Below are 22,967 nucleotides of genomic sequence, written 5' to 3'. Positions count from 1 at the left end.
CCAGATTATGTTAACCGGAAAAACACTGGAATTACTGGAAAATAAAATACTGCATCACTTACAAGCTATTTATGGTGATGCTAAAACCGATTCTGAATTAAATGAGCTAACCCAAGAGCTCATTGACATTATGGGTTTCCAGCAACACTACGAGGCCGTATCGCCACACCAAAATTACTGGACAGAACAAGATGTAACCGTCATTACATATGGTCACTCTATTCAAAAAGAAGACGAACCGCCGCTACATACTTTACATGGTTTTTTAAACGATTATTTAAAACAGAGCATTAACTCTGTTCATATTTTGCCGTTTTTTCCATTCAGTGCTGACGATGGCTTTGCCGTTTGTGATTATTATGAAATCAATCCAACACTTGGTCATTGGCAAGATATAGAAAACATAGCTAGCGAATATAGGCTAATGGCTGACCTAGTGATCAACCACTGTTCAGACCAAAGCCAATGGTTTAAAAACTTTATCAAGGGTGAAGGGGTTGGTCATGATTATTTCTATACAACCCATAAAGATGCACCTATATCCGACGTCGTACGTCCGCGTACTTCACCACTACTAAGGGAAACCATTACAGAAAAAGGCACTGAATATGTTTGGTGTACGTTCAGCCATGAACAAGTTGATTTGGATTTCTCCAATACACAAGTATTAAAAGAATTCGTCAACATCGTACGAAACTATTTGGATCATGGGATTCGTATTTTTCGCTTAGATGCAATTGCATTTCTTTGGAAGAAACTTGGTTCTAATTGCCTAAATTTAGACGAAACACATGAAGTTGTTCGACTTATTCGCACGTTAATAGAACATACGCAACCAGATGCGATCATTATAACTGAAACTAATATTCCAAATATCGAGAACTTAAGCTACTTTGGCAACGCCAATGAAGCACATTGTGTATATAACTTCTCTTTACCACCATTGCTGGTATATACATTGGTCAGTGGTAATTGTCGATATTTAAAACGTTGGCTAATGAGTATGCCTCCTGCACAACACGGCACCACTTATTTCAACTTCATTGCCTCTCATGATGGCATTGGACTAAGACCAGCCGAAGGCCTATTAAGTGACACTGAACTAGCAACACTTGTCACTACTATGCAGAGTTTTGGTGGTGAAATATCTTGGCGTGCGGGAGAAAATGGCGTTAAAAAACCCTATGAAGTCAACATCACTTTATATGATGCATTACAAGGAACTGAAGACGGCAAGGACGAATTAGGCCTGCAACGTTTCTTATGTGCCCATGGCATCATGCTAGCCCTTGAGGGTATCCCTGCATTATATATCCATAGCATACTAGGGACTCATAATGACTACGACAAGAAAGAACGTACAGGGCATAATCGGAGTATTAACCGTCATGAATGGGACTACGACAACTTAATCACAGAACTTAGCAATCCTGAGACCGACCATGCTCAAGTTTATACACAAATCACTCAGCTCATTAACTTACGTAAAGCGCAAAAAGCTTTTCATCCAAATGCAACTCAGTTTACATTACATATAAGTGATTCTATATTTGGGTTTTGGCGCCAAAGTATAGATCGAGGCCAAAGTATTTTTTGTGTATATAACATTACAGATAGCCAACAAAAAATGTTACTGTCAGATTTGAATTTAGTTGTGACTAATACATGGATAGACCTTATCAGTGGCATTGTGTTTGATAACACTCATGATGAAATAATTCTTGCACCTTATCAGATGATGTGGATAGCAAACGCATAAATTGGAGAAAAAAATGTCAGAAAAACTTAGTGTTAATAAATGTTTATTTCCAGTAGCCGGATACGGTACACGCTTTTTACCGGCAACTAAATCAATGCCAAAAGAAATGCTACCCGTTGTAAATAAACCGCTTATTCAATACGCAGTAGAAGAAGCAATGGAAGCCGGTGTTAGCAAAATGGGCTTTATTACTGGGCGAGGCAAGCGTGCTATTGCTGATTACTTTGATAATAACTATGAACTTGAGACAGAAATAGCCGGCAGCTCTAAATTTGATAAGCTCGCTGATATCAATCATGTTATGAATAATGGGCAATTCATTTTCATGCGCCAACGCGCCATGTTGGGATTAGGCCACGCTATTTTAACTGGCGAAGCTATCATTGGCCGAGAACCTTTTGCAGTGATTTTAGCCGACGATTTATGTGTAGCACCTTTAGAGCAAGACCCTTCTGCACCGACACCCAGAGCAATGGCTCAACTAGTCGAGTTATACAACAAATTTCACTGTTGTATTGTGGCCATAGAAGAAGTGCCAAAAGAAGAAACCGGCAGTTATGGCATTATTAGTGGCGTCGAAATTGAACCGGGTATTTACGATGTCAGCGATATGGTTGAAAAACCAAAGCCAGAGGACGCACCGACTAATATGGCTATTATTGGTCGATACGTTTTAACACCAGAGATCTTTGATTACCTTAAAGAGACAAAACCAGGAACCAATGGTGAAATTCAAATTACCGACGCGCTAAAACAAGTGGCAAAAGAACAACGAGTGATTGCCGTTAAATTTGAAGGACAACGCTTTGACTGTGGTAGTATTCCCGGCTTTGTAGAAGCCACCAATTACTTCTATGAGCACGAATTCAAAGGATAAGTCATTAGCCCGATTGATTAAAAGCCGCTCACTTGAGCGGCTTTTATTTTTTTACTAGAAATTAATAATTCACCAATGGCACACCTGCAATCCATTTATGTGCAAATAATACAAGTATATATGCAAATGTTCCTACCACGACAACCAACACATCGTGTTTCATAGGTACTTTTTTTGTTTGTTTTTTTGCCCCAGCTAAATTTGCCGTGAACATTGCCCAAAGGCTATAAGCCAAGAAACTACCAAATAATAAAATCGATGCCCTATCTGCATTTACCCACAAATGCATTGCTGACCATAGTACAACCCCCCACAACATTGGATGTCGTGTATATCGTTTTATATTTGTAGGCATATGTGAAGCGGGCTGTAAAATAATCGCGAGCCATAATATTAAATACATCAAGTGGACAGCCCAACTGGGGGTACTCCATTGTGGCATAGCTAATATAGGCTTATCTGCATACCCCATTACGATCAATACAAAACCTATTAATGAGATAATTGCGTAAACCGGTTTATAACCTTTTTGCCCCACCAAGAGTGAGAACTTGCGCTTGATAGGTGGAATTGTCGACACAATATGAACCGAGAAGAACAAAACCAACCCAACGATTAATAAATCCATCATTAACTCCATATTTTTAGCACCCAAGTCTGATAGAAGTTATACGTAAGTCATTTTTATTACAATGGTTTCATACAGTGTATAAAGTTTATCCATAGGGCGAATATATTTCACATCTACCATCATTTGGGCCAAACTTAACCATATATAATTAAAAAGCGATGAAGATTAATATGGTCAGCCCTATTTGGTCACCCTCTGCAGCCCGTATATCTGAAAGTAATATGACGGCCTTTGCCCAATATATTGCAGAAGATGGCCATAATGTTTCTAGTTATCAATCCTTGCATGACTTTTCTATCAGGTTACCTCAATTATTTTGGAAATATGTTTGGAATTACGCATCCTTTATTGAGCATAAGCCTTACCAGAATGTACTAGAGCAACCAAGCAAGATGCCTAATGCTAAATGGTTTACAGGCAGCCGATTCAACTTTGCAGAAAATTTATTAAAATTCAGACATGACCATACAGCACTCATTGCCTATGATGAGCGAGGAAAACAGCAGTCTATTAGTTATGCTCAACTATATTTAAAAGTAGCTAAACTAAGCCAACATTTAAAAGAAATTGGCATTCAGCCCGGAGATAAGATTGCGGCATTTAGCCCAAATATTCCCGAAGCTATCATAGCCATGTTAGCCTGTACCAGCCTTGGCGCTGTATGGTCCAGCTGCTCACCGGATTTTGGTACTCAAGGTGTTTTAGATCGTTTTGGTCAGATCCAACCTAAAATACTTATCACAACGGATGGTTATTTTTATAATGGAAAAAAACAGAATAACCTCGAAAAACTCAGTTCTATTTTGAGCCATATCCCAAGTATCCAGCATGTCATATTGGTGCCCTATTCAGATAAGAACATCACATTAAATCAAACTCAGAAACAACTAAAAACCTCTGCAAACATATCACTGTGGGATGCATGCCTAGATAATGAGGCATTAGATATTGAGTTTTCTCATCAAAGCTTTGATCATCCCCTTTATATCTTATATAGCTCAGGTACAACAGGCAGCCCTAAATGCATAGTGCATAGTGCAGGGGGAACACTGATTCAACATTATAAAGAATTGGTTTTCCATACAGACGTCAAACAAAGCGACACTGTTTTTTACTACACCACATGTGGTTGGATGATGTGGAACTGGATGGTTAGTACCTTAATGACAGGTGCCACTTTAGTCATTTATGATGGCTCACCTTTTTTCCCAGAGCCAAATGTACTATGGAATATGGCAGAAACGGAAAATATAAGTATTTTTGGCACCAGCGCCAAATACATAAGCGCTTTAGAAAAAGCAAAATACTCACCCAATGAAAAACACTCATTAAAAGCGTTGAAAACATTACTCTCCACAGGCTCGCCATTAAGTGATGAAAGTTTTGAATATATTTACAACAATATCAAGCAAGACATTTGTGTAAGCAGTATTGCCGGTGGTACAGACATCGTTTCATGCTTTACCTTAGGTAATCCGAATCTGCCTGTTTACAAAGGCGAGATACAATGTCTGGGGTTAGGGATGGCCGTTAATGTATATGATGATGCCGGTCAACCTGTTAAAAACAATATCCGCGGCGAACTTGTCTGCGAGAAATCATTCCCTTCCATGCCTATCGGCTTCTACAATGACACAAGTAATAAAAAGTATTTAGCCAGCTATTTTGAGCGCTTTGATAACGTATGGGCACATGGTGATTTTGCAGAAAAAGTTGCACACAATGACAACGGAAAAACCTACACCAGCCTAATTATTCACGGGAGAAGCGATGCAATTTTGAATCCGGGCGGAGTGAGAATTGGTACGGCTGAAATTTATCGACAAGTCGAGAAGATCGAAGAAGTACTTGAAAGTATCGCAGTTGGTCAAACATTAATACATGACCCTACTGATATCCGAGTCATTTTATTCGTACGCTTAAGAGAACATGTAACACTCTCTAGCGAACTTGAAAACAGAATCAAAAATACTATTCGACAAAACACCACGCCAAGGCATGTACCCGCTATTATTGTGCAAGTGAGCGATATACCCAGAACCTTAAGTGGAAAAATAGTTGAAATCGCAGTGAGAGAGACAATTCACGGCAGACCCGTTAAAAATAAGGACGCACTACTCAATCCAGAAGCTTTAGATTTATTTAAAAACTTATCACAACTTGAACAGTGAGCTAGTGAATATGGCGCTCTTGATGAGTTAAAAATAACTCTAATAAGAAACCTTTTTAAAATAAAGGTTAAAAATAAGAAAGTGATAACATATGAAGTTAACACTATTCTTAAAAAATAAAAGAGAATTATGTACCCGCTCAATTTCTAATTGGAATGTAATTATTTTTTATTTTAAAATTAATAACGACCATTTACACCTTAAAAGGATATTTAGTATTTGAAACTATCTCATCTAAATCTACATTACCCCAACTAAAATCCGGTACATCTTCAACTTTTCTACCTAAATACTCACTATGACAATATAGACCCTTAACAGGTCGAAACTTCAATTGTTTAGGTAAAACATTTTTTGAAAAGCGACCTACAATCGGCGTAGACATCCCCGAATCTAAACATTCAAAGCCCATTGATTTAGAGAATAAAACCCTCAACCCCATATCACTAAACTGGAAAAAATTCCAAGGTCGTTCATGAGATGAGTTAGAAAAATGAGTTTCAACAAATACCATTCCGCCGACTTTTAATAACTTTGAAATTTCTTGAGAAACGAGCCATGGCATTGCAAAGTGCTCAAAACATGCAGATGAAAAAATCAAATCAAATTTATTATCTTCATCAAAATATGTTGATAATTTATGGGCATCTCCAACTACATCTACATTTTCGCCCGGATAGTAGTCGAAACCAATATATTCACAGTCCGATAATTCCTCCCTTGCCCTTGATTTTCCAGTGACCTCCCTACTTCCAACCTCTAGAACTCTCCAATTATTCTTTTTTGCCAAATCAAATAAATAGTTCTCCCATTGTGTATGTTGCACTAATTCTGGAGTAGGTACATCTTTCCTTAAGAACCAAAAATCAAAGTATTGACTTAAGTACGCAGAAGGTTTCAATAATATTGGAATTATTTTGTTTTTATTAAATAATTTAATTTTCATGCAATACTCAATAAATTTAACTCAATACTTAAAATCATACCGACAACTGATACACACACATATTCACAGCACTGGCCAAATTCAACGATTCAATAGCACCGCTACCGGGAATAGTGAACGCCTGCGTATTTAGCACCTGTAATGCGTCTCTGGGCACGCCACGGGCTTCATTACCAAACAAGTAACAAGGTAATTGAGTAAACGCTGGCGAGTTAACAGGCTCACCATTCATATCTAAATAGGCAAATGTTTCAAAGCGATTTGATAAATCCCTTAGCTCTACATCTAGCTCCATGGGTACATGGAAAATAGCCCCCATGCTTGAGCGCACCACTTTTGGGTTAAACGGATCAACCGAATTTGGACTAATCAATAGACGGAAACCACCAAACCAAGCCAGCGTTCTCAATATTGTGCCAAGGTTACCTGGGTCTTGTACTTCATGTAGATAAATACAGCGCTCATTTTGGTTCTTTAATGCTAACCCTTGTGCCTGCTTTAAATCTGGCAAAGGCACACAAGCAATGATCCCTTGAGGAGATTTGGTATCACTTAACTGCGCCATTTGTTTTTTGCTGATGGTAAAAATTTTAAAATCAGTGTCTATATTGTTCGCCCATTCTTGGTATTCTTCTGTTACATATAATTGCGTGCGCTTGAAGTTTTCAGGGTTAAGCTGTGCGGACTTTTGCAGTTCAAGAACAAGATGCTCCCCTTCTACCAAATAAAAACCAAATTGAGTACGGTATTTTTTTTGATGGAGCTTTTTGGCGTCATCTAATTTCATTTTACCATACCCTTTAAATCCGCCAGCATGTCATGAACTAACGCTTCGGCTACTTTTATACCATCAACTCCTGCCGATAATATACCACCGGCATAACCTGCACCCTCTCCGGCTGGGTATAGGCCGCGGGTATTTAAGCTTTGTAAGCTGTCTCGGTCACGGGTGATACGAACTGGCGAAGAGGTGCGGGTTTCAATCCCAGTTAAAATAGCATCAGGCCTATCAAAACCGCGGATTTTTTTACCAAAAGCAGGAAAGGCTTCTCGCATGGCTTCTATGGCGTAATCGGGTAAGGCATCGGCTAAATCTGTGAGCTTAATTCCCGGTTTATACGATGGTTCAACGTCACCTAACTGGGTTGAGGCTTTACCTTTTACAAAGTCCCCTACTAATTGCCCGGGAGCACTGTAATCACGGCCACCCATTTCAAATGCGTGGCTTTCTAGTTTTTCTTGAAGTTCTACCCCTGCCAATGGGCCACCCGGAAAATCTTGTTCTGGATTGATGCCCACCACAATACCTGAGTTGGCGTTGCGTTCGTTACGAGAATATTGGCTCATGCCATTGGTGACGACCCGTCCTTCCTCTGATGTGGCGGCCACGACTGTTCCGCCAGGACACATACAAAAGCTGTAAACCGCACGGCCATTTTTCGCATGATGTATCACCTTGTAGTCCGCCGCCCCTAATTCTGGGTGACCTGCATATTTACCTAAGCGAGCAGTATCAATTAACGATTGAGGGTGCTCTACCCTAAAACCAATGGCAAACGGCTTAGCTTCAATAAACACACCTTTTTTATGCAGCAAACGGAAGGTATCTCTTGAGCTGTGGCCTAGCGCTAATATCACATAACGGCTGTTAATGGTTTCACCATTGTCTAGACCCACTTGGGTAATGCGACCATCTTCAATTTGGATATCGGATACTTTACTTTCAAAGCGTACTTCGCCACCTAATGCTTTGATTTCCTCACGCATCTTGGAAACCACCCCTGTTAAACGGAACGTACCTATATGGGGTTTGCTCACAAACATGATTTCTTCTGGCGCCCCAGCCCTTACAAACTCGTGCATAACTTTACGCCCGTAGAATTTAGGGTCTTTAATTTGGCTGTACAATTTACCGTCAGAGAACAAACCTGCACCCCCTTCTCCATACTGAACATTAGATTCTGTATTCAGCTCATGTTTGCGCCATAGTGCCCATGTGTCTTTGGTGCGGGCACGAACCTCTTTACCACGCTCCAATACAATGGGTTTATAGCCTGCCTGAGCCAATGTGAGCGCTGCAAATAACCCACAAGGGCCAAAGCCAATGACCACAGGTCGCTCAGTTAAATCGGCAGGAGCATCGGGTACAGGGTAATAATTGGTATCAGGAGCGGATTTGACATGAATGTCGTCTTCAAATTTAGCCAACACCACCGCTTCGTTTTTAATGGTGGCATCTAATATATATACGAATTTAATCTCGGTGTTTTTTTTACGGGCATCATAGCTGCGTTTAAAGACAATGAATTCCACAAGATCGGCTTTTGGGATGCCTAAACGTTTAAGTAACGCAGCTTCAATGGCTTCTTGAGGATGATCTAAAGGTAGTGCTAATTCGGTAATACGGATCATACTGTATCCTGGCCGGTGACTCCGGCAAAGGTAATAAAAAACCCATTGTACCGCTAAGCCCCTATATTGTCAGGCAAGTGAGGCATATAGCATGAGAGTATTTTGCGACAACCTCCGCAAGGCGTAAAAACAATCAAATTGCCAAAAAACAAAGCTTTTAACCATTCGTATAAATAACAAACAATTCCCACCGTTGAAACATTTATCTACCAAAAGAAAACCCCAATGGTGTGCAACCTGCCTAAAAGTAGCGCATCTCAAAGCAAAATATACTCGTACACTCGACTCCGTTATCAATACAGCCTTAGTTAGTGCTCTCCTTATGCCACGTATTAGCCTTAGCATCTTCGCACCAAAAGACACCAACAGAAGAATTATTGCGCGATAATTGTTCATTTTTTATTTAAATTCTTAGCCACGGCCTATTAATACTAAGACTTCATGAGGATTTTCTATTTGGCATTTAACTTGCTAAATCTATGCATAGGGTAATCTTGGTTAATAAACCAATCTAAAGTGAGCAATCACAAACCTGACACAATTTGCAATGGTATAGCTAGGGTTCCGACTTTTCTAAAAGTGACTGGTCCGAGAGCTATCGACCTCTTCAACTCTTAAGTGATACGAAAAGGTTACACGGCGGGAAAAAAGCCCGGGAGAATCAATTGGCATTAGCCAAGATTACTCGTATGTAACCATAAATCACTTGGGAGAACCCAATGAAAACCTTTACTACTAGCGTTCTATTAAGCGCATCTATCGCCTTTGGAGCTTTAACAGCACCTGTTGTTCACGCTAAACAAGACTTCAAAGTTTGCTGGTCTATTTATGTGGGGTGGATGCCTTGGGAATATGGCAGCCAATCTGGCATTGTCAAAAAATGGGCTGACAAGTACGACATAAACATCGATGTTGTACAGTTCAACGATTACGTTGAATCCATGAACCAATATACCGCAGGTGAATTCGACGCGTGTACCATGGCTAACGTTGATGCGTTAACCATTCCCGCCGCTGGCGGCGTTGATTCAACAGCACTCATCGTCGGTGACTTCTCTAACGGTAACGATGCCGTAATTCTAAAAGAAGGCAAATCCATTAAAGACGCAAAAGGCCAAAACATTAATTTGGTTGAATTAAGCGTGTCTCATTACCTGCTAGCTCGTGGCCTAGAAAGTGTAGGTTTATCTGAAAAAGACGTAAAAGTAGTTAACACATCAGACGCCGACCTTGTAGCTGCTTTCACCACAAAAGATGTAACAGCCGTTGCCACTTGGAACCCACTTGTAAGTGAAATACTGAATATGCCTAAGGCAAACAAAGTATTTGATAGCTCAAACATTCCAGGCGAAATCATTGATACCTTAATTGTAAATACCAAAACTCTAAAAGAAAATCCAAAACTGGGTAAAGCGCTGGTAGGGGCTTGGTATGAAATTATGGCTGAAATGGAAAAAAAATCAGCCGTGCGTGAACACATGGGTAAAGCATCCGGTACAGACCTAGCTGGCTTTGAAGCGCAATTAGCTTCAACCAAAATGTTTTACCATGCAAAAGATGCCGTTAAATTTGTGAATAGCCCTGCCCTTAAAAACACAATGCAATATGTTGCAGAGTTCTCATTTGATCACGGTTTACTTGGCGATGGCGCTCCTGATGCGGGGGTAATCGGCATTGAAACGCCATCAGGTATTTACGGAGATAAAAACAACGTTAAATTACGCTTTGACGCCAGCTACATGGATATGGCAGCTAAAGGGAAACTGTAATTTAAAACTCAACTCACATTTAAAGTACCTATAGATTAAAAAATAAAACAACAAGGACGTTGTTTAACTTTAATCATGGTTAATTCATCGCCATAAACCCACTTGATTGCGAGAGTCTCATGAAACGTTGGATAAATATAAAGCCTTCCAAGCCTCTGGCAATTGCCTTGGGAGTCATACCGTTTTTCTTATTGATGATTCTGTATCAAGTGGGATCAGAAGCTCGTAAGGCAGAAAACCCTCAAGACAAACTATTGCCTAGTGTGAGCCAATTTCAAAGCGCCATAGACCGATTAGCATTCACCCCCAGTAAACGCACCGGTGAATATGTGTTTTGGCAAGACACCACAAGCAGTTTAAAACGACTTTTAACAGGTGTGGCCTGCGCCGCATTTATCGGGTTAATGTTAGGATTAATTACCGGAGCTATTCCATTAATTGGTGCCAATTTAAACCCTGTAATTACCGCCATTTCGTTAATCCCTCCCATGGCTGTATTACCCTTATTATTTATTGTATTTGGTTTAGGTGAATTATCTAAAGTAATGTTAATCATCATTGGGATTACCCCTTTTTTAATTCGTGACTTATACCAGCGAACACAAGACATTCCACAAGAGCAGCTAGTAAAAGCACAAACCCTAGGTGCAAATTCTTTTCAATTAATCACTCGCGTACTGTTGCCACAAGTATTACCAAGACTAATGGATGCACTACGTTTAAGTTTGGGAACCGCTTGGTTATTTTTAATCGCAGCGGAAGCCATTGCAGCAACCGATGGCCTAGGCTACCGAATCTTCTTGGTTCGCCGATATTTGTCCATGGACATTATTTTGCCTTACGTGGCTTGGATTACCTTTTTAGCCTTTGTTTTAGATTGGTTACTGGTTAAAACCAGTCAAAAAATGTTCCCTTGGTATCACGCAGCGAAATAGAGGTCGTTATGAAAACTGAACAAAATCAAATCGAATTTCGCCACGTAGAAAAATCCTACGGTGACAATCTCGTTTTAGAAAATATTAATTGCGAAGTGAAAAAAGGTGAATTCATCACAATGGTGGGCACATCTGGCTGTGGTAAGAGCACCTTTTTAAAAATGTTACTGGGCATAGAATCTCATACCAAGGGAAGCGTTCTGTTAGATGGCAAACCTATTGTAGAAGAGCCTAGTCCTGATCGTGGCATTGTGTTTCAAAAGTATTCAGTTTTTCCACATTTAACGGTACGTGAAAATGTCGCCATAGCTAAAGAGTTTGAAAAAAGTCCATTAATAGGTCGTTTGTTTGGCCGATCTCGTAAGCTTGCTTTAGACGAAGCCGATAGCTGGTTAGATGCTGTTGGCCTACTGCCCGCTAAAAACAAGTATCCCCACGAATTATCCGGTGGCATGCAACAACGGCTAGCCATTGCACAAGCCTTAATCAAACATCCAAAAGTTTTATTATTAGATGAGCCTTTTGGTGCGCTTGACCCAGGTATTCGTAAAGACATGCACAAGCTCGTACTAGAACTTTGGAAAAAATATAGTCTAACCGTGTTTATGGTTACCCATGATCTAGACGAAGGCTTTTATCTTGGCACCCGTTTATGGGTATTTGATAAAACTCGACACGATCCACATGCATCTCATCGTTATGGCAGTACCATTACGTTTGATTTACCTGTAGGGAAAACTGACAAAGAAAGTTTAAAAGAAATTGAAATGTCATTAACGCCTGAACAAAAAATAGCGTAATGAGGAGCCCATGAGTACTACACAAAACCACATATTAAACAGCATCACACAGAATAAAATGTATCAAACTACCATTCCCGGTGGAAGCCATTGGTCAACAATTATCCGCAAGGGAACACAACTTCGTCTAAAAGATATTGAAGGTGGTGCAAATGTGGGCATGTTATTTTTTAATCCTTATCAATTAACCGAGAAATACAATGCACCTGACACCTTAAAATGCCAACACACATTTAAGCTTACCAAAGGCCATTGCCTGTACAGCGAAATGGGGCGCATATTTTGCTCTATTATCCATGACAGTTTTGGCTGGCATGAGACCATGTGTGGTACATCTCACCCAGAGCACATCACCAAAAAATGGGGGCCACGCGATTATCAAAATCACCAAAATCAATGGAAACAAAATGGGTTTGATGGTTTTTTAGTAGAGCTAGCAAAGTACGACTTATACAAACAAGATCTTTGCTCAAATGTAAATTGGTTCAGTGAAGTCTCAGCCGATGCCAAAGGAAACCTAACGCTTTCTCGTATTAGCCAAGCAAATGAGGAAGTGGTTTTACGTTTTGAAATGGATACTCTCGTGGTTTTACACACCTGCCCCCACCCGTTAAGCGAAGAAATAGAATATCCAAACAAACCTGTTTCTATTATGTTAACCCAAGCCGAAATCATGACTGAAGATGATGAATGTTTGAATCATTGCGATGAAAACCGACGCGGATTTGAAAACAACGCTTTGTACCATTTTGGTTTGTAAGGACTATTTTCATGATTAAAGAAAGCCAACTAAAGGCCGAAGACGCATATTTTACAAAATCGGTTGATGCAGGGGACTATTTTATTTATCAAATCAATGCCGGTGATACCATTCGCATTGTGGATTCAAAAGGTAACCAAGCAGCTGATACCTTATTTTATAATGCAAATGATGTTAGCGAACGTTACAGTGCCATGGACACCATTCGTGAACAAGGTGCTTTGTATTTAACCAGCGGCTCAATGCTAAAAACCAACCTTAATCAAGATATGCTTGAAATTGTGGCCGACACCTGTGGCCGTCACGACACTGTAGGCGGCGCTTGTGCAACCGAATCCAATACGGTGCGCTACGATTTAGAAAAACGCTGCATGCACGCCTGCCGTGACAGCTGGATGCTGGCTATCCAAGAAAACGAAATGTACGGACTAAGCAAATCTGACATCACTCACAACATTAATTTTTTTATGAATGTGCCGGTCACCCAAGAAGGTAAATTGACCTTTGAAGACGGTATATCAGCACCCGGGAAATACGTTGAACTAAAAGCAAAAATGGATACCTTGGTACTTATTTCAAATTGTCCACAGTTGAATAATCCGTGTAATGGCTACAACCCCACTCCCATTGAAGTACTGGTTTGGTCTTGATCTGTTTATATAAAATTAATAATCGCAGGTGTTTACACCTTCTAATCAGGACGGCCTGATTAGTATTCTAAAGCGGGACGACCCGAAAGCAGGAATTCATGATGTTTAATACGATTTTAATTGCTAATCGCGGCGCCATCGCCACCCGTATTATTCGAACCCTTAAACAACTTGGTATTCAATCCATTGCGGTGTATCACCAAGCGGATAAAGATTCTTTACATGTACAGCAAGCCGATATTGCTGTGTGCTTGGGTGAAGGCTCAGTCGCCGACACCTATTTAAACATTGATGCCATTATCAAAATTGCCAAACAACATAATGCGCAAGCGGTTCACCCCGGATACGGCTTTTTAAGTGAAAATACACAATTTGTCAGTGCTTGCGAAAATAACGATCTCGTCTTCATCGGCCCTACTACCACGCAAATGGAATTATTTGGTTTAAAACACCTTGCCAGAGAAGCCGCTGAACAAGCAGGTGTGCCCCTAGTGCCAGGCACACCACTTTTAACCGAACAGAAAGATGCCATTACATGGGCCAATAAAATTGGTTATCCCATTATGCTTAAAAGCACCGCTGGCGGTGGCGGCATTGGCATGCAAGCATGTCATAGCGATGAAGATTTAAATCATGCTTGGGAAAGCGTCAAACGCTTAGGGGCCAGTTATTTTTCAAATGATGGGGTTTTTTTAGAGAAACTCATTCAACACGCCCGTCATATTGAAGTACAAATTTTTGCCGATGGTAAAGGTACGGCTGTCAGCTTTGGCGAACGGGACTGTTCAGCTCAGCGACGTAATCAAAAAGTCGTAGAGGAAACCCCAGCCCACAATATCAGCGATGATATTCGACAACAGTTACATCGCACCGCCGAACAATTAATGGCCTCTGTTCAGTATCGCAATGCGGGCACGGTTGAATTTATTTATGATGACACCGATAACAAATTTTACTTTCTAGAAGTAAACACCCGCTTACAGGTGGAGCACGGCATTACGGAACAAGTATGGGGCATTGACTTAGTTGAGTGCATGGTAAAACAAGCGGCAGGGGAACTGGGGGATTTACATGAAATCAAAAACTCACTCACCCCTTCAGGCCACAGTATTCAAGCCCGCGTGTACGCCGAAAATCCTGCGCAAGATTTTATGCCTAGTAGCGGATTATTATCAAACGTCACTTGGCCCCAAGACAATGCTTACCGCATAGACAGCTGGATTGAATCCGGCATTGAAGTGCCTGCCCTGTTTGACCCCATGATTGCAAAAGTGATTGCCACGGCAGACGATCGCCAAAGTGCCATAAAAAAATTAGAAACCGCGTTAAACCATAGCGTTATTTACGGTATTCAAACTAACAAAGCCTATGTGCAAGGTATTTTAAATGGCCCTATGAGCAATGGTGGCCAACTATTTACCAATGACCTTGCCAACTTTAAAATTGAAAGCCACAGTCTTTCAGTGTTAAGTGGTGGCACACAAACCACCATTCAAGATTACCCGGGCCGTCAGCATCACTGGCATGTAGGTGTCCCCCCATCAGGACCAATGGATGCCTTTAGTTTTCGACTAGCCAACCAACTGTTGGGCAATGATGTAGATGCTGCCGCATTAGAGATTACGTTAAATGGCCCTACTTTAAAATTTCATACACCTTGTCATGTAGCCATTGTGGGGGCCAACTTTAACACCACACTGGATGGCCAGCCTGTGGCCATGAATGAAGTGATTACCATTAGTGCCAATCAAGTATTGAGTATTGGAAAAGTCGCTGAACAAGGTGCTCGTTGTTATTTAGCGGTATCCGGTGGTATTCAATGCCCTGATTACCTAGGTTCTAAGTCCACCTTTACTTTAGGTCAATTTGGCGGGCATGTGGGTCGCGCACTTCGCACTGGTGACGTTTTAGAGTTAGATCCTAAGCCTATCACGGCTCAACAAACCTTGGCTCCGCTGAATAACATAGTAACCCCTGAAGTCACGCAGTTAAGAGTCATTTACGGTCCTCACGGTGCTCCGGATTTTTTTACTGAAGATGACATCGAGGTATTTTTTAATCACATTTGGGAAGTGCATTACAATTCGTCCCGTACCGGTGTGCGTTTAATTGGGCCTAAACCCAAATGGGCAAGAGAAAGTGGTGGTGAAGCGGGCATGCACCCTTCTAATATTCACGATAATGCTTATGCGTTTGGCACCGTAGACTTTACCGGTGATATGCCTGTAATTCTTGGTCCTGATGGCCCATCTTTAGGGGGCTTTGTTTGCCCTGCTACCGTGATCAGCGCAGACCTTTTTAAACTGGGCCAATTAAAAGCAGGTAGTAAAATACAATTTATAGCCGTAACTCATGAGCAAGCGGTTGAATTGGAAAAAGCTCAGACACTGGATATTCACAATTTAATTGTGAATCCACTAGATATACCAGCCATTGACGTGTCAGCCTTACCTGACCCAAAAATTCATCAAACCTCTATTGGCGAAGATAATGTGGTTTGTCGTTTAGCCGGAGATCACTTTTTATTAATTGAGCTCGGCCCATTAGAGCTTGATATTCCAAGACGCTTTAAAGTGCATGCACTCATGTTGTGGTTAGAACAATATAAATCTGATAATCAATTATCGGGAATTAGAGAACTCACCCCGGGTATTCGTTCACTGCAAGTTCATTTTGATTCTCAGAAAATTTCGTTATCTGAACTTACCGGCATTATTGATCAAGCTTGTGAATACGTGGCCACCTCCGAAAACTTAACCGTACCTTCTCGTACTGTGTATTTACCCCTTAGTTGGGATGATAACGCTTGCCAACTGGCCATTGAAAAGTACATGCAATCGGTTCGTAAAGATGCCCCTTGGTGCCCAAGTAACCTAGAGTTTATTCGCCGTATTAATGGCTTAAAAGACATACAAGCGGTAAAGGATACCGTATTTGATGCCAGTTATTTAGTGATGGGGTTAGGAGATGTTTACCTAGGGGCTCCTGTAGCCACACCGTTAGATCCAAGGCATCGATTGGTCACCACAAAATATAATCCTGCCAGAACGTGGACCGCCGAAAATTCAGTAGGCATTGGTGGTGCCTACATGTGTGTTTATGGTATGGAAGGCCCAGGGGGGTATCAATTTGTCGGACGCACCTCGCAAATGTGGAATCGCTATCACACCACAAATGACTTTACGCAGCCTTGGTTATTGCGCTTTTTTGATCAAATTAAGTTTTATGAAGTATCCCCTCAAGAACTGAGCGATATTCGCGAACAGTTACCCAAAGGCCGAACCAGTATCCGGATTGAAGAAACTCTGTTCAGCCTCAATGAGTATCAAGCATTCTTAAATGAAAATTCATCACAGATAAGCGAATTTGTTGATGCCCGTGAAAATGCTTTTGACGAAGAGTTGGCCCGCTGGAAACGAGATGGACAACTCACTTACGAGCAAGCCGAAGATACGCAGATTAAAGAAGAAGAGTTCACTCTACCGGATAACTGTAATGCACTGGATAGCCCTGTGTCAGGTAGCGTATGGCAGTGCAAGGTACAAACAGGTGACACAGTACAAGCAGGTGATGTAGTGATGATTTTAGAATCTATGAAAATGGAAATTGAAATTCATGCCATCAGCAGTGGTACGGTCCACAGCATTCTAAAAGAACAAGGTCAGTCCATTCAGTCCGGGCAATCATTAATTTTGATTGAAGAAGCATAAGCAAGCCACATAACAGCTAGCTAACCACATGTAATAAAAAAAACATGAACAACACTCGTAAACTGAATGAATATACAGAATATAAAGTAGGAATATAAAACATGTTTAACTTGAATATTACCGCACTTAAAAAAGCTTATAAGAACAACGACACTACACCAAAAGAATTAATTCACAAATTACATGATCAAGCCCTTACTCAAAAAGATTACAATGCTTGGATCACCCTACTCACAAAATCTCAACTAGATGAATACTTAAAGTATTTGGATTCAAAAAACATAGACGAGCTTCCCCTTTATGGGGTGCCATTTGCCATAAAAGATAATATTGACTTGGCCAATGTGCCTACAACCGCCGCCTGCCCTGATTTTGAATACACCCCAACTGCCAATGCATTTGTAGTGGATCAATTAATTAAAGCAGGTGCCATTCCTTTAGGAAAAACTAATCTTGATCAATTTGCCACAGGTTTAGTGGGCATGCGCAGTCCGTATGGTGAAGGTCTAAACGCATTTAATACCGATTACATTTCTGGAGGTTCCAGCGCCGGATCTGCGGTCAGTACTGCTCTAGGGCAAGTGAGCTTTGCATTAGGCACCGATACCGCAGGCAGTGGTCGTGTACCCGCTGCATTAAATAACTTAGTTGGGCATAAACCTACAAAAGGTTTGTTTAGTAACACAGGTTTAGTGCCAGCTTGTTTAAGCCTAGATTGCATCACGGTATTTGCATTAAATACACAAGACGCAGCCTTAGTGACTCACATTGCCGGACAATACGATATTCAGGATAGCTATGCCCGTCAAAATCAACCGGATAATTTACTACGATATTTTGCACCCTCTCTTCCAAAAAGCTTTACCTTTGGCGTACCGTCAGAATTAGAATTTAATGGCAACACAGAAACTCAAGCCTTATTTGAAAAAACAGTCTCCAAATTAGAAAGCTTAGGTGGGAAAAAAATCGAAATTGATTTTACGCCTTTTATCACAGCCGCTAAATTATTGTATGAAGGCCCTTGGGTAGCTGAACGTTGGATTGCCACCAAAGATGTAAAACGTGAGTCCATGTTACCTGTTATACAAACCATCATTGGGTCCGCTGAAGGTAAAACCGCCGCCGATGCTTTTAGTGCACAATACAAATTACAATCTTACAAAAAGATATGTGATGCACAAGTGGACTCAGTAGACTTCATGTTAACCCCTACTTGCCCCACACAATTTACCCGTGAAGAGTTACGTTCAGAGCCTATCAAATATAATTCAATTTTGGGAACATATACCAACTTTATGAATTTATTGGATTACAGCGCCACCAATATTCCTGTAGGCCTAACCTCTAGCGGCGTAAGCTGGGGAGTGACATTATTCAGCCATGCCTTTACTGACATGAAAATGTTAAGTTATGGGGGCGCATTACACCAAGCATTGGATTTACCACAAGGCACCAGTGATTTCCCGTTGCAAAAATTTGAAGGGGCAGCCGTACCCACTCCAAAATCACACATAAATGTCGTGGTATGTGGTGCCCACTTAGAAGGCTTTCCACTTAACTGGCAACTCACTGAGCGGGGCGCCACCTTAGTTAAAAAAACCCAAAGCTCTGATTGTTATCAGCTCTATGCGCTGCCCGACGGTAAACGACCTGCCATGATTCGTAATGATACAAATGGTAAAGCCATTCTGGTAGAAGTTTGGTCCATGCCTATGGAGCACTTTGGATCATTTGTAGCGGGTATTCCTGCACCACTTGGCATAGGTAAAGTTGAATTGAGCGATGGTAGTTGGGAATGTGGCTTTATAAGCGAGGGTAATATTATAAATAATGCCGTAAACGTGACAGAATTTGGCGGTTGGGCCGCTTACTTAGCATCTAAATAATCGATTTTTAATAAGAAATACAGACCTTATTTGTTATAAGGTCTTTTTACTGGTTTTAAAAAGGGTGGGTGAATAGTGCTGCCAAGCCCTTATAATATCCGCCATGATAAAACATAGATCATGAGAGTATTTTGCGACAATCTCCGCAGGGGCGTACAATGGCAGATTATTTCGCAGTACCAACGGTAAACTCGCCCTATGGCCCGATCTAAAACCAGTAAAAAATGGCTAGACGAACACGTTAATGACCCTTATGTGAAAAAGGCTCAGATTGACGGCTACCGCTCGCGCGCCAGTTATAAACTGATTGAAATTAACGAGAAAGACAAACTCATCCGCCCGGGTAGTATTGTCATGGATTTAGGTTCAGCCCCTGGTGGTTGGTCACAAATTGTAGCCCCTTGGGTGGGTGATAAAGGCCGTACCATTGCCTCAGACATACTGCCTATGGATGCCTTGGCAGGTGTGGACTTCATTCAAGGGGATTTCACCGAAGAAAGCGTATTTAACGAAATCTTAGCCGTACTGGGTGATGATATTGTTGATGTGGTGATCTCAGATATGGCACCTAATTTAAGCGGTGTTAATGCAACCGACCAATACTCATCCATGTATTTAGTGGAACTTGCTCTAGATATGGCCCGTAACGTACTCAAAACCGGTGGCGGTTTTTGCGCTAAGGTTTTCCAAGGTGTAGGTTATGAGGAATATTTAAAAGATGTGCGCACCTCATTTGACAAAGTATTGATTCGCAAACCTGCGGCCTCTCGTCCACGCTCTCGCGAGGTATATATTGTAGGCAAAGGCTTTAAGGGTTAGGCATTATTAGTTTATGGCAAGTATTGGCACTCATTATATTTTAACCGCCATAGGCGGTGCCAAAGCCAAAGGCATCGACACTCAAGCTTTATTAAAAAAATACCGTATTCCCGAACGCCCCCTTAAAGACCCCACTGCCCGCTTTGATGTAGATTTAGTGGCCAAACTGTATGCCGGCATCGCGCTAGAACTCAACGATGAATTTATGGGGTTTACTGAAAAGCCCATTAAAGTAGGTACGTTCGCACTGATGGCTGAATGGGTCAGCCACAGTCAAACTCTTGAAGAGCTATTACTTAAAGGTATTCGTTTTTACAACCAGATCACTGACGAAGTTCAAATGTCATTACATCTAGAAGATGACCACGTCTACCTCACCAGTGAATTTCGTCGACCCGAACTCGATTTTGAGCACTTTTACATTGAATATTGGCATGTGACTTGGCATCGTTTTGCCAGCTGGTTTATTGGTAAACCCATCAAGTTATTAGGCGCTTATATAAATTACAGCCCTCTTGATCGCGCCGAATTTGATTTATTATTTCGCTGCCCAATATATTTAAAAAGTAAATATAATCGCTTGGTATTTCATAAAAAGTATTTAAAAGAACCTTTGATTAAAACCCAAGGAGATTTACAAGTATTCTTACGTCGTGCGCCCATTGATATGTTAACCATACCCGGTGAAGACACCAGTTTAACCGCCTTAATTAAGCAACAACTGGAACCTAGGCCATTCAAAGAAGGCCAAATTTTACACCTACCTACCTCAACCCATCTTGCAAAAAAATTAGGTATGAGTGAACAAACTTTAAGGCGTAAATTAAGTAACGAAGGCAGCAGCTACCAAAATATAAAAGACAGTATTCGTCAAGAATTAGCATCAAAATTACTTAGCCAGCGGGCATTAAGTATTGCCAATATTTCCAAACAATTAAACTTCAGTGAACCTAGGGCGTTTACTCGTGCGTTTAAGCAATGGAGCGGTTACACTCCCAAAGCGTTTCGAGCATTAAAACAAACTCGCAGTCGTTAAATTAAATATAGATAAGAGCCATCGACTATGACCACCATGCAAAAAGTATTACTCATAATTGCCACTATTGGTAATGGCTTAGCTGTTTTCTGGCTTTGGTTATCTCCAAACACTATAGCTATGGTGCTTTTAAGTATCACCATATTGTATAGTCTCATTGGCTTACATGATGTTCTCATTAGTAAACACACTCTGAATCGACTCTATCCAGTGGCCGCATATATGCGCTATCTTTTAGAGTCGTTTCGTGCAGAAGTTCAGCAGTATTTTATCGCCAGCAATACGGAAGAACTCCCCTTTAACCACGAACAACGCTCTTTAGTATATCAGCGAGCAAAAAACGAACGGGATACAATTGCCTTTGGTACACAGCGCAATTTATTAGAACAAGATTACCTGAGCCTTTGGCCAAGCCTACAAGTCAAAAAAGTTCTCGAAGAAACCAAGCGAGTAACGTTTGGCAGTAAGGATTGCACTCAGCCATACCAAGCTGCTTTATTAAACATCAGTGCCATGAGCTTTGGAGCACTTAGTCCAAACGCCATTGAAGCGTTAAATCTAGGTGCTAAAAAAGGCAACTTTTTTCATAACACTGGTGAAGGAGGTGTTAGCCCTTACCATTTAAAACATGGAGGAGATCTAGTTTGGCAGATCGGCTCTGGGCTATTTGGTTGTCGCACTGAAGACGGAGAGTTTGATGCGGAAAAATTCAAACAAACCGCAAGCTTATCCAATATTAAAATGATTGAAATCAAACTCAGCCAAGGAGCCAAACCCGGTCATGGTGGTGTTTTGCCTAAATCTAAAATCAGTGACGAAATCGCGACCATTCGTGGTGTAAATAAACATCAAGACTGCATATCCCCGTCTAATCATCCAAAAGCCAGCAGTCCAAAAGCATTACTCGCGTTTATTCAGGAGTTACGCACGTTAAGCGATGGTAAACCAATTGGCTTTAAATTATGCCTTGGCAATCCAGCTGAATTTTTAAGCATCTGTAAAGCCATGTTAGAAACCAATATCCTGCCAGACTTTATAACAATTGATGGTGCTGAAGGTGGCACAGGAGCGGCGCCTGTTGAGTTCAGTAACCGCTTAGGTATGACCTGCCTAGAAGCTACTTACATAGTTAATAATGCCCTTATTGGCTGCGGCATTAGAGACCAAATAAAGCTGATTAGCGCAGGTAAAACCGCCTCCAGTTTCGACCTATTAAGTAAACTGGCTATGGGAGCTGATACTGTGAATGCTGCTCGTACCATGATGATGGCATTAGGTTGTATTCAGTCTCGCAGTTGTAACACCAACCACTGCCCCACTGGTATTGCCACACAAGACCCTGCCCGTGGTCATGCATTAAACATACAAGATAAAAGTCAGCGCGTTGCAAACTTTCAACGAAATACCTTATATAGCTTCTTTGAATTAGTCGGCAGTATGGGCTTAGATAACCCGAACTTACTCACTCCTAATATGCTAAAACGCAGAACCTCCAGCGAGCTAAGCGTATCCATGGGTTCGTTAGTGCCTCAACTAAATCCCAATGCTTTAGTTCATAGCCAATCTATTGATGGGCCATGGAAAGAATGGTGGGACGGCGCATGCAGTGAAGCTTATCATGCTGATGATATTCATGTGTTAGGCGTACCAAGCTTAATTGCTCAAAGCGTCTGACTCATAATTCATAAGCCAGTTACTCTAAAGCCCACTTATACGATGGGCTTTATGATAGAAAATTAAAAAACAATAGAAAAAGAAATGCCGATTTGATCCTAAGTGACAATGTAAGCTTGGTTAATTGATAAT

17 protein-coding genes and 1 riboswitch are annotated in these 22,967 nt (G+C 41.1%); of the genes, 13 read left to right on the top strand and 4 right to left on the bottom strand.

The genetic code is table 11. The features are described from left to right. Positions 1 to 7 precede the first annotated feature (7 nt). On the top strand, positions 8 to 1,759 hold the full coding sequence (locus ABWV45_RS10245) for a sugar phosphorylase (protein ID WP_353351303.1): 1,752 nt from the start codon (positions 8 to 10) through the stop codon (positions 1,757 to 1,759). A 13-nt stretch (positions 1,760 to 1,772) separates the two neighbouring features. Next, a complete protein-coding gene (gene galU / locus ABWV45_RS10240) occupies positions 1,773 to 2,636 on the top strand; it encodes a UTP--glucose-1-phosphate uridylyltransferase GalU (RefSeq protein WP_353351301.1) in 864 nt (287 codons plus the stop codon). A gap of 61 nt (positions 2,637 to 2,697) precedes the next feature. Here galU and ABWV45_RS10235 read toward each other — a convergent pair whose 3' ends face one another. Then, entirely contained in the window at positions 2,698 to 3,267 is a 570-nt protein-coding gene (locus ABWV45_RS10235; RefSeq protein ID WP_353351299.1) for an NnrU family protein, read from the bottom strand. A gap of 170 nt (positions 3,268 to 3,437) precedes the next feature. Here ABWV45_RS10235 and ABWV45_RS10230 point away from each other — a divergent pair, with 170 nt between their 5' ends. Further along, positions 3,438 to 5,438, top strand: a complete 2,001-nt coding sequence (locus ABWV45_RS10230) for an acetoacetate--CoA ligase (RefSeq protein WP_353351297.1) — start codon at positions 3,438 to 3,440, stop codon at positions 5,436 to 5,438. A 193-nt stretch (positions 5,439 to 5,631) separates the two neighbouring features. Here ABWV45_RS10230 and ABWV45_RS10225 read toward each other — a convergent pair whose 3' ends face one another. The 3 genes from ABWV45_RS10225 to ABWV45_RS10215 are packed head-to-tail and all read right to left on the bottom strand — an operon-like array spanning position 5,632 to position 8,796. Beyond that, positions 5,632 to 6,384 (bottom strand): class I SAM-dependent methyltransferase, encoded by a 753-nt coding sequence (locus ABWV45_RS10225; RefSeq protein WP_353351295.1) that lies wholly within the window; start codon positions 6,382 to 6,384, stop codon positions 5,632 to 5,634. Between the two features lie 34 nt (positions 6,385 to 6,418). Continuing rightward, complete coding sequence (locus tag ABWV45_RS10220; protein ID WP_353351293.1) at positions 6,419 to 7,171, bottom strand: TrmH family RNA methyltransferase; 753 nt, start codon at positions 7,169 to 7,171, stop codon at positions 6,419 to 6,421. Further along, the gene (locus ABWV45_RS10215; protein ID WP_353351291.1) at positions 7,168 to 8,796 is read right to left on the bottom strand and encodes an NAD(P)/FAD-dependent oxidoreductase; all 1,629 of its coding nucleotides are present in this window, start codon (positions 8,794 to 8,796) and stop codon (positions 7,168 to 7,170) included. The genes ABWV45_RS10220 and ABWV45_RS10215 overlap by 4 nt, the downstream gene beginning before the upstream one ends. Positions 8,797 to 9,341: 545 nt before the next feature. Beyond that, a riboswitch (guanidine-I (ykkC/yxkD leader) is annotated at positions 9,342 to 9,457 on the top strand. 58 nt (positions 9,458 to 9,515) lie between these two features. Between ABWV45_RS10215 and ABWV45_RS10210 the strand changes: the two genes are divergently transcribed. The 10 genes from ABWV45_RS10210 (at position 9,516) to ABWV45_RS10165 (ending at position 22,835) form a co-directional block, all read left to right on the top strand. Further along, positions 9,516 to 10,565 (top strand): putative urea ABC transporter substrate-binding protein, encoded by a 1,050-nt coding sequence (locus ABWV45_RS10210; protein WP_353351289.1) that lies wholly within the window; start codon positions 9,516 to 9,518, stop codon positions 10,563 to 10,565. Between the two features lie 119 nt (positions 10,566 to 10,684). Further along, positions 10,685 to 11,500, top strand: a complete 816-nt coding sequence (locus ABWV45_RS10205; protein WP_353351287.1) for an ABC transporter permease — start codon at positions 10,685 to 10,687, stop codon at positions 11,498 to 11,500. Positions 11,501 to 11,508: 8 nt separating this feature from the next. Beyond that, positions 11,509 to 12,300, top strand: a complete 792-nt coding sequence (locus ABWV45_RS10200; protein ID WP_353351285.1) for an ABC transporter ATP-binding protein — start codon at positions 11,509 to 11,511, stop codon at positions 12,298 to 12,300. Between the two features lie 10 nt (positions 12,301 to 12,310). Next, positions 12,311 to 13,060, top strand: coding sequence for an urea amidolyase associated protein UAAP1 (locus ABWV45_RS10195; RefSeq protein WP_353351283.1), 750 nt, complete (start codon positions 12,311 to 12,313; stop codon positions 13,058 to 13,060). 11 nt (positions 13,061 to 13,071) lie between these two features. After that, positions 13,072 to 13,710 carry an urea amidolyase associated protein UAAP2 gene (locus ABWV45_RS10190; protein ID WP_353351281.1) on the top strand — a complete coding sequence of 213 codons (639 nt, stop codon included), beginning with the start codon at positions 13,072 to 13,074 and terminating at the stop codon, positions 13,708 to 13,710. Positions 13,711 to 13,811: 101 nt separating this feature from the next. Further along, positions 13,812 to 17,420, top strand: a complete 3,609-nt coding sequence (gene uca, locus ABWV45_RS10185; RefSeq protein WP_353351598.1) for an urea carboxylase — start codon at positions 13,812 to 13,814, stop codon at positions 17,418 to 17,420. 101 nt (positions 17,421 to 17,521) lie between these two features. Beyond that, positions 17,522 to 19,306 carry an allophanate hydrolase gene (gene atzF / locus ABWV45_RS10180; RefSeq protein WP_353351279.1) on the top strand — a complete coding sequence of 595 codons (1,785 nt, stop codon included), beginning with the start codon at positions 17,522 to 17,524 and terminating at the stop codon, positions 19,304 to 19,306. 198 nt (positions 19,307 to 19,504) lie between these two features. Continuing rightward, complete coding sequence (gene rlmE, locus ABWV45_RS10175) at positions 19,505 to 20,125, top strand: 23S rRNA (uridine(2552)-2'-O)-methyltransferase RlmE (protein WP_353351277.1); 621 nt, start codon at positions 19,505 to 19,507, stop codon at positions 20,123 to 20,125. A gap of 13 nt (positions 20,126 to 20,138) precedes the next feature. Beyond that, on the top strand, positions 20,139 to 21,161 hold the full coding sequence (locus ABWV45_RS10170; RefSeq protein ID WP_353351275.1) for an AraC family transcriptional regulator: 1,023 nt from the start codon (positions 20,139 to 20,141) through the stop codon (positions 21,159 to 21,161). Between the two features lie 27 nt (positions 21,162 to 21,188). After that, positions 21,189 to 22,835, top strand: a complete 1,647-nt coding sequence (locus tag ABWV45_RS10165; RefSeq protein WP_353351273.1) for an FMN-binding glutamate synthase family protein — start codon at positions 21,189 to 21,191, stop codon at positions 22,833 to 22,835. The last annotated feature ends 132 nt before the right edge of the window (positions 22,836 to 22,967 follow it).

Origin of the sequence: Oceaniserpentilla sp. 4NH20-0058 (genome assembly GCF_040371755.1) — a bacterium.
GTDB lineage: Bacteria > Pseudomonadota > Gammaproteobacteria > Pseudomonadales > Oceanobacteraceae > Bermanella.
The sequence above is the reverse complement of the archived record's forward strand: the minus strand, read 5'-3'. Positions and strand labels throughout refer to the sequence as shown.

What these genes read in the sequence shown, in the direction of transcription:
- ABWV45_RS10245 (WP_353351303.1), top strand. Translation starts at nt 8, where the DNA reads ATGTTAACCGGAAAAACACTGGAATTACTGGAAAATAAAATACTGCAT.
- galU (WP_353351301.1), top strand. Translation starts at nt 1,773, where the DNA reads ATGTCAGAAAAACTTAGTGTTAATAAATGTTTATTTCCAGTAGCCGGA.
- ABWV45_RS10235 (WP_353351299.1), bottom strand. Translation starts at nt 3,267, where the DNA reads ATGATGGATTTATTAATCGTTGGGTTGGTTTTGTTCTTCTCGGTTCAT.
- ABWV45_RS10230 (WP_353351297.1), top strand. Translation starts at nt 3,438, where the DNA reads ATGGTCAGCCCTATTTGGTCACCCTCTGCAGCCCGTATATCTGAAAGT.
- ABWV45_RS10225 (WP_353351295.1), bottom strand. Translation starts at nt 6,384, where the DNA reads ATGAAAATTAAATTATTTAATAAAAACAAAATAATTCCAATATTATTG.
- ABWV45_RS10220 (WP_353351293.1), bottom strand. Translation starts at nt 7,171, where the DNA reads ATGAAATTAGATGACGCCAAAAAGCTCCATCAAAAAAAATACCGTACT.
- ABWV45_RS10215 (WP_353351291.1), bottom strand. Translation starts at nt 8,796, where the DNA reads ATGATCCGTATTACCGAATTAGCACTACCTTTAGATCATCCTCAAGAA.
- ABWV45_RS10210 (WP_353351289.1), top strand. Translation starts at nt 9,516, where the DNA reads ATGAAAACCTTTACTACTAGCGTTCTATTAAGCGCATCTATCGCCTTT.
- ABWV45_RS10205 (WP_353351287.1), top strand. Translation starts at nt 10,685, where the DNA reads ATGAAACGTTGGATAAATATAAAGCCTTCCAAGCCTCTGGCAATTGCC.
- ABWV45_RS10200 (WP_353351285.1), top strand. Translation starts at nt 11,509, where the DNA reads ATGAAAACTGAACAAAATCAAATCGAATTTCGCCACGTAGAAAAATCC.
- ABWV45_RS10195 (WP_353351283.1), top strand. Translation starts at nt 12,311, where the DNA reads ATGAGTACTACACAAAACCACATATTAAACAGCATCACACAGAATAAA.
- ABWV45_RS10190 (WP_353351281.1), top strand. Translation starts at nt 13,072, where the DNA reads ATGATTAAAGAAAGCCAACTAAAGGCCGAAGACGCATATTTTACAAAA.
- uca (WP_353351598.1), top strand. Translation starts at nt 13,812, where the DNA reads ATGTTTAATACGATTTTAATTGCTAATCGCGGCGCCATCGCCACCCGT.
- atzF (WP_353351279.1), top strand. Translation starts at nt 17,522, where the DNA reads ATGTTTAACTTGAATATTACCGCACTTAAAAAAGCTTATAAGAACAAC.
- rlmE (WP_353351277.1), top strand. Translation starts at nt 19,505, where the DNA reads ATGGCCCGATCTAAAACCAGTAAAAAATGGCTAGACGAACACGTTAAT.
- ABWV45_RS10170 (WP_353351275.1), top strand. Translation starts at nt 20,139, where the DNA reads ATGGCAAGTATTGGCACTCATTATATTTTAACCGCCATAGGCGGTGCC.
- ABWV45_RS10165 (WP_353351273.1), top strand. Translation starts at nt 21,189, where the DNA reads ATGACCACCATGCAAAAAGTATTACTCATAATTGCCACTATTGGTAAT.